This window comes from Methyloglobulus sp. (genome assembly GCF_040079455.1).
Lineage (GTDB): Bacteria > Pseudomonadota > Gammaproteobacteria > Methylococcales > Methylomonadaceae > Methyloglobulus.
Map to the genome: position 1 here is coordinate 1 of NZ_JBEBKJ010000042.1, position 13,632 is coordinate 13,632.

A 13,632-nucleotide genomic window follows, 5' to 3' on the forward strand; every position below is an offset into this window, starting at 1 on the left:
TCAGCCGAATACCGCCCATTAAGGTGAATGCCAATTCAAAAAAATCGGCTTTTGACCAGTCAGCCGGAGTTTCTGCTGTTTGTGCAAAGGTCTCAGATTATTAATCATTAGCTTACCCAGATTGTGAATGTGATAAAAGTTTTTTGATTATTCTGGATGTAAATTGAGCATAGCTCATATCATAATGTACATTAAGATAGCCATTATTAGCTAAATTGCAACTTATCGAAATTAAATCATAGAATATGAAGTTGATTGAACCATGGGTTGCAAAAATGCGAGCCTTGATCTTTTACTCTACCATCTAGATTTTGCAAAACGATTGTAGTGTTGATTTTGTGGCTTTGTCATCTACAATTTTTGATATTAAGTTTTCCACACGATATTGCGATTGTAACAATGAAAGTCAAAGTGGGTTTTTCAGATTTTTCCACACACTTTTACGAATACCCGAAAATAATTACTAAATATGCCGGAACCTGGACAAGAATACAGCCCTTAACATTTACACCAGTTGCTAACTAAAGCCCTATATAGATCGCGCCAGACTAAGTTGGCGCGATCTTTCTACCGCGATTTAATGATGATTAACCCTGATGCTAAATAATATAATTTGGTTTCTAAAAATAGCCTTTTGTTTGTATTTACTACCACTTATTTCGCTATTATTTGGGTGTATAGGCTCAGATATGGGGCCAACAATCGAGTTTGTGGCTTTCCCTTTAGAGGGCTGTTGGAAAGGCATTGAATCAAGAGATTTAAAATTAACCCCTGCCACAAGAACGATTTTATCGGTCATCTGGTACTTACTTTTATTTGGCATTTTCCTAGTGATCCCTTTACACCATAAAAAATACTTTGAACAAGAAAAGTTTTATAGCGCTTACAAAAAGTTCTGGCTTGCTGGCAGTTTGGCTATTGCTACGCTTTGGTTCACCTTAGCGGAGTTAGGGGGAATGCCGGTGGTTGCGTTTTTTCCGCCTAAGCCTGCTGATTTCCTTCCGGTATATTTAGTCGAACCTGCTATTCATGTTGTTGTTATCACGTTTACAGTCTGGTATTTAGCCGTAACCCCTGCCACTAAACAATATAAAAACTGGGGTAACTGATTCGTTATCCTACCTCAGTTGCTGATTAAAGCCTAAGATCGCGCCAGCAGACGTTGGCGCGATTCGTTCGTCTACCACGATTTAATCATGATTATCCCGTATGTTGGGTATTTTGTAGGTTGGCGGTGAGGTACGAATCCCAACATTTTGTGGCACGGTTTGTTGGGATTCGCAAGCTCTTCACAACCTAGATTTTCACAGCGTACCGCGCATATCCCGATGCGTTTGAAAAAGGCGCAATAACCTTTCGGACGTCGGCTGTTATCGAAGTTGCAATGTGCTAAAAGGCAGGGCAGAGTTTGTAATACCAATCCCAAAATATTGTTGTATGAATCTCCCTCATCCTAGCATTCTCCCTTTGGATAAGGTGTTATGAGAGCTTTTTGGGTTTGGTATAAGCAGAACAATGAGCGTTTTTAATAACTCCGTTGCACAGAAAAACTCGCCAACGCCAATAAGGCTTGTTTGTATTCGTTGTCAGGTAAAACCGCTAACGCAGACATTGCTTTTTGAGCTTCTTCATTAGCGCGTTGCTCGGTGTATTCTATCGCTTTGCTGCTTTTTACGATGGCGTAGACATCATTGAATGCATCCCGATTGCCGTTTTTTATGGCATCAATAACCACGTTGGCATCGGTCTGATTGCTGTTTTTGATGGCATAAATCAAGGGTAAAGTGGGCTTGCCTTCGGCGAGATCATCGCCCAGGTTTTTGCCTAGCTCTTCTTTAGTGGCCTTATAATCCAAGGCATCGTCGATTAATTGGAAGGCAATGCCAAGATGTTGTCCATATTGGGACAGTTTTTCTTCAACTTCAGTATTTGCATTGGATACCACCGCCGCTAATCTTGTCGCGGCACTGAACAAAATAGCGGTTTTTCTGGAAATGACTTCCAAATATTTTTCTTCTGTCGTTTCGGGATTGTTGCAGTTAAGTAGTTGTAGTACTTCGCCTTCGGCAATGGCGGTGGTGGTCTTGGAAAGGATTTCCATGACGCGCATAATGTTGGTACGCACCATCATCTCAAATGCGCTCGAATACAGATAGTCGCCAACAAGCACACTGGCAGCATTGCCCCAGACCGCATTGGCAGATTGTTGGCCGCGACGCAGATCTGACTCATCTACCACGTCGTCGTGCAGCAGAGTAGCTGTGTGGATAAACTCAATTACCGCAGCCAACACCAGATGATTATGATTAATCTGGCCTAAGGCTTTAGCGGCAAGCAGTAATAGCATTGGGCGTAAGCGTTTGCCGCCATTGTTGACGATATAATGTCCCATTTGATTGATGAGCAGCACATCGGAACTAAGCTGATTGATAATCAACGAATCGACGGCTTTAACTTCGTCAGCCGTCAGTCGTTTGATGGAATCAAAGTCAATAGTATCTGATGCGCTGGTATGTAAAATAGATGACATTATTTAGTAAAGTTAAGCAAGTCGAATGTAACAATTGCTGCAAAAAATCAAACACGGCATTATAACTGAATATAAGCTGAATAACCCAACCTAAATAATAGCTAGGATTAATAGCAGCTTTGGCCAAATTTTGTAAAATACTTTATCTTCATCAGTTAAATTAATGGAATATTGATTTGACGTGGATCAGTTTTAAAAATACAATTGCAGGTTAATCTTAGTAAGTTAATGCTTTATGGAGTTGTGACCGATGTATGCGGTAATTCAAACAGGTGGTAAACAGTACCGTGTTGAGGAAGGCACGTACTTAAAGGTAGAAAAGCTTGAGCTTGGCATCGGTGACAGTATTGAGTTCGATAAGGTGCTAATGTTTCAGTCAGATGATGCTGTCAAAGTCGGCCTGCCTTATATAGAAGGCGCTAAAGTTACGGCGACTGTGTTGTCTCAAGGGCGGCACGACAAAATCAAGATCATTAAATTCAGAAGGCGGAAGCACCATATGAAACAGATGGGGCATCGTCAGTACTATACAGAAATCCAGATTTCTGGCATTTCCGCTTAAAAGCAGGAGTTAAAGATGGCTCATAAGAAAGCTGGAGGTAGTACCCGTAATGGTCGCGACTCCAATGCAAAAAGATTAGGTGTAAAGCGTTTTGGTGGTGAAAACGTCATAGCTGGCAATATCATCGTCCGTCAACGTGGCACTCGTTTTCATCCGGGTGTAAATATGGGTTGTGGCAAAGACCATACCTTGTTCGCAACCGCTGATGGCAAAGTTGTGTTTGAAGTAAAAGGTCCAAAAAGCCGCCAATTTGTTAGTATTGTAGCTGCATAGGACATCCTCTGTTGCATTGATGGCAACAGATTCAGTTTGCAAAAAGCTCCGCTCATCAAGTGACGGGGCTTTTTTTGTTTTGGCTGGTTGATAGACCACACTGTGAATTATGAAGTTTGTTGATGAAGTAGTCGTTCGCGTAGAGGCCGGTGATGGCGGCAATGGTGCAATAGGCTTTCGCCGCGAAAAATATATACCTATGGGCGGTCCCGATGGCGGCGATGGCGGCGATGGCGGTTGTGTCTATCTAATTTCTGTTGAGAACGTCAATACCTTGGCAGATTTTCGTTTTCATACCGTGCATAGAGCCGAACGGGGCCAAAATGGAATGGGTCGTAACTGTACCGGCAAAAAAGGTGACGACTGTTATGTGCCTGTACCGTTAGGCACGCTGGTATCCGATGCTGACACCGGTGAGTTGATTGGTGACTTGACAAAGATAGGCGAAACTTTGCTGGTTGCCAAAGGCGGTTTTCACGGCTTAGGCAATACCCGTTTTAAAAGCAGTATCAATCGAGCGCCTCAGAAAGCCAGCAAAGGGTCGGAAGGTGAGCATCGTATGCTCAATTTGGAACTTACTGTCATTGCGGACGTAGGTTTGCTGGGTATGCCTAATGCCGGAAAATCCAGCTTGATACGGGCGGTTTCTTCTGCAACACCCAAGGTTGCTGACTATCCTTTCACTACCTTGCATCCCAATTTAGGCGTGGTCAGGATAGACGAACAACGCAGCTTTGTTATCGCCGACATTCCCGGCGTGATCGAGGGCGCAGCGGAAGGCGCAGGCTTAGGGTTACAATTTCTCAAGCACTTGTCGCGTACGGGCTTATTGCTGCATGTGATAGACGTGAAGCCTTATGAGAGCCTAGATACGCCCGTCCAATCAGCAAAAAAAATCATTCATGAGCTAGAAAAATGGAGCGACGAATTGGTGGGAAAGCCTCGCTGGTTAGTACTTAATAAAATAGACCAATTGCAAGATGATGAAATTGAATCGGCCTGTAAATCAATTATTAAGGGCTTAAAGTGGAAAGCCCCAGTATTTAAAATTTCAGCTATTAATGGCAATGGTACAAAAGAATTAATGTTCGCCATCATGAATTTTTTGGAAGAACAACGGCGGAAAGACAGTGAGCAGGGCTGAATTTAAAAACGTCAAACGGGTTGTCATCAAAATAGGTAGCTCCTTGCTTACTAAGGGTGGGCAAGGACTTGATAAAGTAGCGATTGCCGCTTGGGTTAGCCAGATGGTTGGCTTAAAACAGCGCGCCGTTGATGTCGTGTTGGTTTCATCAGGTTCAGTTGCTGAAGGTATGAGTCGCTTAGGTTTGAAGGCCAGGCCAAAAACCCTGCACGAATTACAAGCCGCCGCCGCTGTAGGTCAAATGGGGCTAGTGCGGGTGTTTGATGACAATTTTCAGCAGCACGGTCATCATGCCGCTCAAGTCTTACTTACCCATGACGACCTGGCCGACAGGCAGCGTTATCTTAATGCCCGTAGCACCTTATTGACGTTGCTCAAATTTGGTGTAATCCCCGTTATCAACGAAAATGATACTGTTGCCACGGAGGAAATTCGTTTTGGTGATAATGACACCTTGGCAGCGTTGGTGGCAAACCTGATTGAAGCAGATTTGCTCATTATCTTGACTGACCAAAAGGGCTTATATACCGGTGATCCCGGCGTATATCCCGATGCCGAATTGATTCCGAAAATCAGCGTCAACGACAACCGACTTGAAAAAATGGCAGGCGAAAGCCGCAGTGGTCTGGGTCGTGGCGGCATGTACACCAAAGTGAAGGCGGCGCGACTGGCTTCAAGATCGGGTGCTGCAACCGTCGTTGCTCCAGGTGTCGTTGAGAATGTAATTACCCAAGTAATTTCAGGGGAGCAAATCGGCACCCACTTCCTGCCGGACATAGAACCTTTGGTTGCCAGAAAACGCTGGCTAGCCGGACAATTGCAGGTTAAAGGCAAGCTAGTACTGGATGCAGGTGCAATCAAGGTGCTGAAAAGCGATGGCAAAAGCCTGTTAGCCGTGGGTGTCAAATCCGTTTCAGGAAAGTTTGGGCGGGGTGAATTGGTATCTTGTACCGATGAAAACGGTCTGGAGATAGCCAGAGGTCTCATCAACTATGGCAAGGCCGATGCAGCGCTTATCGCAGGTAAAAGCAGCATCGAATTTGAGAAGATTCTTGGCTATGCTGATGATTCAGAAATGATCCACAGAGATAATATGGTATTGATTTAAGGGGATCTCTAAAAATCTCCTCTTCCTCTGGGAGAGGGTTAGGGTTATTTCTATAAGCTGTTGATTTTAAATAACTAATCCCAACATTCTCCCTTCGGGAGAAGGTTGGGATTAAGGGGCATAATGGTGGGTCACCATAAAGATATTGATCAATATGCTTATTGCCATCGTTCGATTTTATGTTGCCTGCTTAGCAAAAAATCAGACAAACAAAGACAGCGTCATATAGAGGTATTGTCCCCAGATGCGATCTACGAAAACAATCTTTCGTTTCTGGGTTTTCCAGCAATCGCTATCGGAGCGTTGGAATAGGATATGGGTATGAATGCTGAAATTATTGGTTTTGGAGCTAACAAATTAGGTTTTTTTCGTTTTCTCCAAATCCAATGCCGCTTGGTAAAGCAGTTTTTTTCTGGCTCCGGTGATTTGTACTGCTAATTCAACCGCAGTTTTGATAGTGCATTCGCGCATCAGTATGGTAAGTGTTTTAATCTGCTCAGAGGTGAGATCCTCTTCATTTTTGTTAATCTTAGCCGCTCCCTCAACAAGCACTACAAATTCGCCTTTGCGCATATTGTCGTCTTGCGTTACCAGCTCCAGCGCATTAGCTAAGGTGGTTTTGATTATGGTTTCGTGCATTTTGGTTAACTCCCTAGCGATAACAACCTGTCGATCTCCTTGCAGAATGGTTGCCATGTCCTGTAACGCCACCAAGATCCGGTGACAAGATTCGTAGAATACCCAGGTCGTCGGCACACTCAATCTTTCGGTGAAAAAGATTTTACGTGCCGAGGATGTGCGTGGCAAAAACCCTTCAAAGGAGAATTGGGTGACGGGCAAACCCGCAGCCGATAAGGCGGCAATTAAGGCACAGGCTCCGGGAATCGGCACAACCGTCAAACCCGCGTCTTTTATCTTACGTACCAAGGGCATACCGGGGTCGCTCAACAATGGCGTACCGGCATCAGAAACCAAGGCTACGGACAGCCCGTCACGTAGCTTTTCTAATAGGTTTTCGGCCGCTTTGTCTTCGTTATGCTGATGGAATGAAATAATTTTGTTGCTGATACCATAATGTTGTAGCAATAATTTTACATGCCGAGTATCTTCGGCGGCAATCAAGTCAACCTGTTTTAAGGTTTCTATAGCCCTGAAGCTAATATCTGCTAAATTACCTATTGGGGTTGCAACAACGTATAATTTGCCGTATTGATTTGACATTTAATCTCTGATTTGAATTATTTCTGTCTAACGCGAAGGTAAGACTTATGAACCGCCACTACGTTTGTGTTCCACTTTTCTGCGTGCTGCTGTCGGGCTGTGCAAAACTCCCAGATAACTATGGATTGTACCAAGAACCGCCATCACCTATGGCAATTGTGCAAAATAATACCCATTTACAGTCTATCGAGTCCTTAATTCAGGCAGGCAAAGGCAATGCGGCCAAGCAACAGGCTGATTTGATCAACCCGTCGAAATTGACACGCCCACAGCAGGTGCAATTCGATCTGTTATATGCCCAAATCCTGCTCAGTTTTGGTGAGGCAGAACAGGCTATTAGCAAGCTGGCGACCACGGAAACCGGACAATTAGCTGTAAGCGATAAAATCAAATTCTACCAATCCCTGGCATTTGCATATTCATTAACAGGTAATCTACTGGAAAGTGCCAAGGCTAGAATTTCTTTGGATCCTTTATTGGTTAAACTTGATGAACGGAAAAAAAATCAAGGTATCATTCTTGAAACATTAGGCTTATTACCTGAAGCCAGTGTACAAAAAACGCCCAGGCTACCCGAATGGATGTCCATCGCCAAAATCCTGACATTAAGAAGCCAGAATCCAGCCAATTTTAATGCCTCGTTATCAAGCTGGCGGGCTGCTAATCCAGATCATCCCGCGAACATTTATTTGGCAACAGTAGCAAATATGTCAGACGATACCGGCGATACGCCTAAGTCAATAGCCGTTTTATTGCCTGAATCCGGGCCTTTTCTAGATGCTGCTAAAGCGATTAAAGCTGGGTTTTTGGCAGCCCACAGTCGTCACAACAGCAGTGGCAGCAAACCTATGCTGCATTTCTACGATACCGAAAAGGGAAAAGCAGCCGATTTGTACCAACAAGCAGTCAAGGACGGCGCAAAAATGGTTATCGGGCCATTGAATAAAGAGAGCATTCAAAGCCTAGGTAATTCAACCATGCTTAGCATACCGGTGCTGGCTTTGAATCACGTACCCAATCTCAGCAAACAGAATCTGTATCAGTTTGCCCTCAGCCCGATGGATGATGCTGCAGAAATCACCCAGAAAGCCGCATTGGATGGCCACAAAAAAGCCGTATTGCTCGTCCCCAATAACGAGCAAGGTAAACGTATCTCATCTTACTTTATCGAGGATTGGCGAGCACTTGGTGGTACTATTTTGAAAAAGCAGACTTACGATCCAAATAAGAAAGATTTTTCAATAGTTATCAGAAGCTTATTAGGCATTGATGAAGGTGAAAGCCATCACCAAAAAGATCAACAAGCTTCCTCTGACGCTAAATATGCAGTCAATAAAAGTCAGGATGTCCAAGCCCTGTTTTTGAGCGCCTACGGTAAGGAAGGGCGGCGAATCAATTCACAACTGATTCAGGCAGGCGGTCTTCCGATTTACGCCTTGCCGACTATTTATTCAGGATTACCTGACTCAGTTGGCGATAATTCCTTGAATGGGATCACTTTTTGCGATACGCCCTGGCTGTTTAATGGCGCTTACAACGGCGAATTGAGCATGATGGCACTTCGGGACATTTGGAAACAATTTCCCAGCTCTTACATACGTTTGGTTGCTATGGGCATTGATGCCTTTCATCTTGCGGGGAGATTAACGTCCCTAAACAACATGCCTTATTCTGGCGCAACCGGAAATCTCTCCCTAGCAGCCGGAAACCGCATCAAACGCAATCTGGTTTGTGCCAAGTTTGCTATGGGGCAGCCTGAGCTTATCGGCTTTACCCACAGCCCTTCTGAGGGAGACTATAGCGGTGCTGGCAAACCAGTGGGCATTGAGACTCCCAGCTCTAATCCATGACGTGATAAGCTCACTAAAGGCGAAGGCGGCGCACTTACTCCGTGGTAAAACTGCAGAAGATCAAGCGCATGACTTTTTGATTAATAAAGGACTAAAACCAATTTGCCGAAACTATCGTTGCAAGCAGGGTGAGCTGGATCTAGTTATGACCGATCAACAATCGCTGGTGATTGTTGAAGTTCGCTACCGTAAGTCAGACGCTTACGGCAGTGCCCTTGAAAGTATTACCCACAGTAAACAAGCCCGTATCATAGCCGCCACGTATCATTATTTATCGACACTACGTACGGATTGTCCCTTGCGTTTTGATGTCGTCGCCATCTCCGGTAATGGTGACATTAACTGGATCAAAAATGCCTTTTAGCCTTGATACTGACAAATGAGTTTACAAAACCGAATCATCAATCACTTCACTGATAGCATTCAAACTAAACAAGATGCCTTAGGGGAGTTATGTGAGCTGATTGAATTGGCTTCACAACGCATGGTGACAGCATTGTTGAATGACCGGAAAATTATTTCCTGCGGCAATGGCCGTTCTGCTGCTTGCGCCCAGTTATTATCTTCAGCTTTGTTGAATCAGTTTGAACGCGACCGCCCGTCATTACCAGCCATTGCCCTAACAATGGATGCGACGACATTAACAGCTATCGCCAACGACTATCGTTATGAGCAAGTATTTTCCAAACCCATCCGCTCACTCGGTCAAAGCGGTGATGTATTGGTGACCTATACCGATGGCAACCATTCCGCTAATATTGCCAAGGCTATCGACATAGCGCATGGCAAAGATATCTCTATCATTGCCCTGACAGGACACAAAGGCGAAGCCATTTCAGCGTTATTAAATGAAAGAGACCTGGAAATATGCGTTCCGTCCGGCTCTGCTATACGCACGCACGAAGTCCATGTGCTGATTACGCATTGCTTATGCGACTTGATTGACCATCAATTGTTTGATGGGATGGCGTAACCAGCATCGTTATTAGGTCTGTCGAAAAGCCAGGGAGTTTCGAAATTGATGTTAACTTTATAGTGGCAGCATTGTGTTCAAATCCATAAAGAAAACGTCAAGCACTGTAAAAATCAATCGTTTCCCCTGCATAAAATGCGGCGGTTTGCTGGCTTTTAAGCCCACCACCCAGCATCTTATTTGCGAATATTGTGGTCAAGAAAATCAGATTGAACAGCGCTTCGATGAAATACAGGAATACGACTTTCATCAAGCGCTAATTGAACTGGCGCAAGCTAAACCTGCTTCAGAAGCCGCCCAGATTCAATGCGATGCTTGTGGAGCGGGGTTTAAATTCGCAGGTAGTGTTCATGCGGGTGAATGTCCTTTTTGCGGCACAACGATTGTTACCAGCACGGCACAAACCAAACCTATCACGCCAAAATCCCTACTCCCTTGCAAAATCAATGAACAAGAAGCCAAGCAGCAATTCCAACGCTGGTTAAAAGGCTTATGGTTTGCGCCTAACAAAGTCAAAAAATATGCAGACGATGATGCCAAGCTGCTAGGCGTTTACATCCCTTATTGGACGTTTGATAGCAGCACAGAAACCACTTATTTGGGTGCGCGTGGTGATGTTTATTATGTCAATCAACAAGTACAAACTGTAAAGGCTGGGCAAATGATCAGCGAAACCAGGCAAGTACCACAAACTCGTTGGACTCCCACGCGCGGCAGGGTTTCGCGGTTTTTTGATGATGTGCTTATTGGTGCGAGCAAATCATTGCCTAGGCAAATCCTCGACCAATTCGAACCTTGGGATTTGGCAAGCCTGGAACCTTACAATGAAAGTTATTTGAGTGGATTCACCAGCGAATACTACCAAGTTAATCTCGTCCAAGGTTTTGACGAAGCCAAACGCAAAATGGACAATGTAATCTACTAAGATATAGCATTTGATATAGGCGGCGACCAGTAACGTAACGTGTCGATCAGTTTAATACGAGTCACAACAACACAACGTCTAGTTAAGTTTGAACATCAAAAACCTTATCCCAAATTCCCTCAACCTTCCCCCGCAAACCCGATACCACCTCAACATCAATCAACGCCTTGTCGCCTTGCAATACTTGCTTATGGCCGATGTCCCGATAGGTGCAGAATGCGGTTTTCAGGGTGTCGGCCTCGTTTTGGCTGATGATGCCGTGCCGCGCCAAGCCTTCCAATTGCCGGACATTGTCGGTAAATTCCGTTAACTCGCTGATTTTCGCAGCATTCGCCAAAATCAGGAATTGTACTATAAACTCGATGTCGGCAATACCGCCTTTGCCCTGTTTCAAGTCGAATTGGCTGGCGGAGCGGGTGTCCAAAGCGGCACGCATTTTTTCCCGCATCTCGCGGACTTCCGTTTTCAGTTTGGTTTTATCCCTGGTTAAACTCAAGATTCTATGGCGAATGGCTTCATACGCATCTTTTAGCCTCAGGTCGCCAGCAATAAATCGACCACGAACCAATGTCTGATGCTCCCAAGTCCACGCTTGATTTTTCAGGTAGTCTTCATACGTGTCTATATGTGTGACCAATAAGCCCGAATCCCCGTTGGGGCGTAGGCGCATATCCACTTCATAAAGTACGCCTGACAGCATCTTGGTGTCGAGTATATGGCGGATTTTTAGACCCAATCGACCATAGAATTGCGAGCAGGAAAGCGGCTTTTCTCCCGAAGTCATGGCATTGCCATTAGGACAATCGTACAAGAAAACGAGGTCGAGATCGGAGCCGTAGCCTAATTCAATGCCACCCAGCTTACCGAAGCCTATTACGGCAAAATTGATGTTATCGTTGCTTGTGCCGGGCGGAAAACCGTGTTTTTCCGTCAACATTAACCAAGTGCGTTCAATGACGTTCTCAACAATGCTTTCGGCGATGTAAGTCAAATAATCGCTGACGACCATAATGGGAATTACGTCCATAATGTCTGCCGCAGCTACCCTAAGCACATTGAGATGCTTGAATTGGCGGAGGGCTATCATGACCGATTCCAAATCTTGGCTGTCGATGGCAGCGAGCAATGCTTTAAGTTGTTGATTAAGGTCGTCCCGTTGTAACGGCTCATACAAGGTACGCGTATCCAGCAATTCATCGAACAATACTGGATACAACGCCAGATAGTCGCAAATCCAACCGCTGGCAGAAGCGAGTCGGATTAGCTGGGTAAGGGCGTCAGGGTTTTCCGATAATAAGGCCAGATAAACATTCCTGCCGGCGACGGCTTCAAACAGCTTGACCAGCCGCATTAGAGTTTCATCACGATTATCAACCAGTTGCGCGGACTCAATCAGTTGCGGTATCAAACGGTCAACGATGCCAGCGCCTTTTGTTGTCATTCGTCTCAATGTTGTGGAATTTTTGAAATCTTTGATGGCTTTTAAGGCTTCATTGGTATGCTGGAAACCGTAGCCTTTTAAATAGTCCATCAATTCGTCATCATCAGCAACGCAAGACCAGATTTTCTGGCTCAGTTTATCTTTATCATTTTGCTTTGATACAGCGAAAACTTGGTCAAAAACCGCATGTACATTGGTTCTGATCTGATCCAGCTCGGTTTTAAAGCTGTGCCAATCATGAAAATCCAAGGAATAGGCGAGTATCAACTGAGCTGTTTCTGAAGACGGCAGGTCGTGGGTCTGCTTGTCCTGATATTGCTGGATATGGTTTTCCACACGGCGCAAAAAGCGGTAAGACTGGCTGAGTTGCTCTGCATCCGTGTGCATAAGTAAGTTTTTGTTATCCAATATCGCCAAAACATCCAGAATGCCACGCGTCTGCAAAGCTTTTTCATGGCCACCGCGTATAAGCTGAAACGCTTGCCCGATGAACTCAATCTCGCGGATGCCGCCAGGCCCCAGCTTGATATTCTCCATGCGATCCTTGCGCTTGAGTTCTTGGGTAATTTGCAGTTTTAAGCCCCGCAACTCCTCGAATGCGCCATAGTCCAGGTAGCGTCGATATACGAATGGTTTTAGCATCGCCATAAGCTGAGCGCCCATCCTAAAATCACCCGCGACTTGGCGCGCCTTAATCATGGCGTAGCGTTCCCACTCGCGCGCCTGAGTCAAATAATAATTTTCCATACCGTCGAAGGTCATAATCACCGCCCCGCTGTCACCAAAAGGGCGTAGGCGAATATCGGTGCGGAAGACAAAGCCGTCCACAGTAATATCATCCAGCACCTTGACCAGTTTTTGGCACAGGCGGGTAAAAAATTCACTGTAGCTCGTGGACTTACGATCATGTAATTCGCCATCCTCAGGATAAGCAAAAATCAGGTCGATGTCGGACGAATAATTCAATTCATAAGCACCTAGTTTACCCATACCTAATACAACAACTTGTTGTGGGCTGCCATCGGCAAGAACCGGAGTACCCCGAAGGTCGCAGGCTAGTTGGTAGAGAAAAGCCAGCGCATATTGAATACAGGCGTCTGCAAGCTGCGATAAATCCATCAGCGTTTCGGCTAAATCCGCCCAGCCAGCCAAATCCCGCCAGGCAATCCTGACCATTTCACGGCGGCGGAAGTGGCGCAGTTGGGTCATTAAATCGGCTTCATCTGCGATTTCGAGGTTTGCCAGCTTGGCTTGATAAGTTTGCTCGGTATACAAGTTGTCCAAGTCGCCTGAATTGACCAGGTCAACCAGCAGTTCGGGTTTGCGAGTGCAACTTTCGGCAACGAATTCGCTGCAACACCAAACTTTGGGGATGGATTGAATTAGCTTATCGGTTGGGTTTAGGGTGGGCTTTTGTCGGTTGAGTTGGGTTAGCCCGTGTCCCAGACTGGATTTAACTGGGACTTGGAGTTCGAGGGGGATGGTTTGGAGTTGTTTTTCTATACTATTGATAGTTAACATATTAAGTGATTTTTTCTTAAATTCTTGATCGGCTAGTCCTAATTATAAGCGTATCAGTAACGTGATGTTGACTGAATAGGGTTC

At 45.1% G+C, this 13,632-nt stretch carries 12 protein-coding genes; 9 read left to right on the top strand and 3 right to left on the bottom strand.

Going from position 1 to position 13,632, the window contains the following annotated elements:
• Positions 1–596 precede the first annotated feature (596 nt).
• Complete coding sequence (locus tag ABL924_RS10355; RefSeq protein WP_349027018.1) at positions 597–1,109, top strand: hypothetical protein; 513 nt, start codon at positions 597–599, stop codon at positions 1,107–1,109.
• 416 nt (positions 1,110–1,525) lie between these two features.
• On the opposite strand, the gene ispB is transcribed toward ABL924_RS10355, so the two are convergent.
• Entirely contained in the window at positions 1,526–2,530 is a 1,005-nt protein-coding gene (gene ispB / locus ABL924_RS10360; protein WP_349027019.1) for an octaprenyl diphosphate synthase, read from the bottom strand.
• A 250-nt stretch (positions 2,531–2,780) separates the two neighbouring features.
• Here ispB and rplU point away from each other — a divergent pair, with 250 nt between their 5' ends.
• From rplU to proB, 4 genes are all read left to right on the top strand, one after another.
• Positions 2,781–3,092: a 50S ribosomal protein L21 gene (gene rplU / locus ABL924_RS10365; RefSeq protein WP_349027020.1), complete on the top strand. Its 312-nt coding sequence runs from the start codon at positions 2,781–2,783 to the stop codon at positions 3,090–3,092.
• A gap of 15 nt (positions 3,093–3,107) precedes the next feature.
• Positions 3,108–3,365: a 50S ribosomal protein L27 gene (gene rpmA / locus ABL924_RS10370; protein ID WP_349027021.1), complete on the top strand. Its 258-nt coding sequence runs from the start codon at positions 3,108–3,110 to the stop codon at positions 3,363–3,365.
• Between the two features lie 109 nt (positions 3,366–3,474).
• Entirely contained in the window at positions 3,475–4,509 is a 1,035-nt protein-coding gene (gene cgtA, locus ABL924_RS10375; protein ID WP_349027022.1) for an Obg family GTPase CgtA, read from the top strand.
• Complete coding sequence (gene proB, locus ABL924_RS10380) at positions 4,496–5,617, top strand: glutamate 5-kinase (protein ID WP_349027023.1); 1,122 nt, start codon at positions 4,496–4,498, stop codon at positions 5,615–5,617. The genes cgtA and proB overlap by 14 nt, the downstream gene beginning before the upstream one ends.
• A 357-nt stretch (positions 5,618–5,974) precedes the next feature.
• On the opposite strand, the gene rsmI is transcribed toward proB, so the two are convergent.
• Positions 5,975–6,838 (bottom strand): 16S rRNA (cytidine(1402)-2'-O)-methyltransferase, encoded by an 864-nt coding sequence (gene rsmI / locus ABL924_RS10385; RefSeq protein WP_349027024.1) that lies wholly within the window; start codon positions 6,836–6,838, stop codon positions 5,975–5,977.
• Between the two features lie 47 nt (positions 6,839–6,885).
• Here rsmI and ABL924_RS10390 point away from each other — a divergent pair, with 47 nt between their 5' ends.
• From ABL924_RS10390 to ABL924_RS10405, 4 genes are all read left to right on the top strand, one after another.
• On the top strand, positions 6,886–8,688 hold the full coding sequence (locus tag ABL924_RS10390) for a penicillin-binding protein activator (protein WP_349027025.1): 1,803 nt from the start codon (positions 6,886–6,888) through the stop codon (positions 8,686–8,688).
• Position 8,689: 1 nt separating this feature from the next.
• Entirely contained in the window at positions 8,690–9,052 is a 363-nt protein-coding gene (locus tag ABL924_RS10395) for a YraN family protein (RefSeq protein ID WP_349027026.1), read from the top strand.
• Positions 9,053–9,067: 15 nt separating this feature from the next.
• Complete coding sequence (locus ABL924_RS10400) at positions 9,068–9,661, top strand: SIS domain-containing protein (protein ID WP_349027027.1); 594 nt, start codon at positions 9,068–9,070, stop codon at positions 9,659–9,661.
• 73 nt (positions 9,662–9,734) lie between these two features.
• Positions 9,735–10,586, top strand: a complete 852-nt coding sequence (locus tag ABL924_RS10405; protein WP_349027028.1) for a primosomal protein N' (replication factor Y) - superfamily II helicase — start codon at positions 9,735–9,737, stop codon at positions 10,584–10,586.
• Positions 10,587–10,668: 82 nt separating this feature from the next.
• Here ABL924_RS10405 and glnE read toward each other — a convergent pair whose 3' ends face one another.
• Entirely contained in the window at positions 10,669–13,548 is a 2,880-nt protein-coding gene (gene glnE / locus ABL924_RS10410) for a bifunctional [glutamate--ammonia ligase]-adenylyl-L-tyrosine phosphorylase/[glutamate--ammonia-ligase] adenylyltransferase (protein ID WP_349027029.1), read from the bottom strand.
• Between the last annotated feature and the right edge of the window lie 84 nt (positions 13,549–13,632).

Bases quoted from the DNA above. Each gene is read 5' to 3' on its own strand.
- ABL924_RS10355 (WP_349027018.1), top strand. From the start codon at position 597: ATGCTAAATAATATAATTTGGTTTCTAAAAATAGCCTTTTGTTTGTAT.
- ispB (WP_349027019.1), bottom strand. From the start codon at position 2,530: ATGTCATCTATTTTACATACCAGCGCATCAGATACTATTGACTTTGAT.
- rplU (WP_349027020.1), top strand. From the start codon at position 2,781: ATGTATGCGGTAATTCAAACAGGTGGTAAACAGTACCGTGTTGAGGAA.
- rpmA (WP_349027021.1), top strand. From the start codon at position 3,108: ATGGCTCATAAGAAAGCTGGAGGTAGTACCCGTAATGGTCGCGACTCC.
- cgtA (WP_349027022.1), top strand. From the start codon at position 3,475: ATGAAGTTTGTTGATGAAGTAGTCGTTCGCGTAGAGGCCGGTGATGGC.
- rsmI (WP_349027024.1), bottom strand. From the start codon at position 6,838: ATGTCAAATCAATACGGCAAATTATACGTTGTTGCAACCCCAATAGGT.
- ABL924_RS10390 (WP_349027025.1), top strand. From the start codon at position 6,886: ATGAACCGCCACTACGTTTGTGTTCCACTTTTCTGCGTGCTGCTGTCG.
- ABL924_RS10400 (WP_349027027.1), top strand. From the start codon at position 9,068: ATGAGTTTACAAAACCGAATCATCAATCACTTCACTGATAGCATTCAA.
- glnE (WP_349027029.1), bottom strand. From the start codon at position 13,548: ATGTTAACTATCAATAGTATAGAAAAACAACTCCAAACCATCCCCCTC.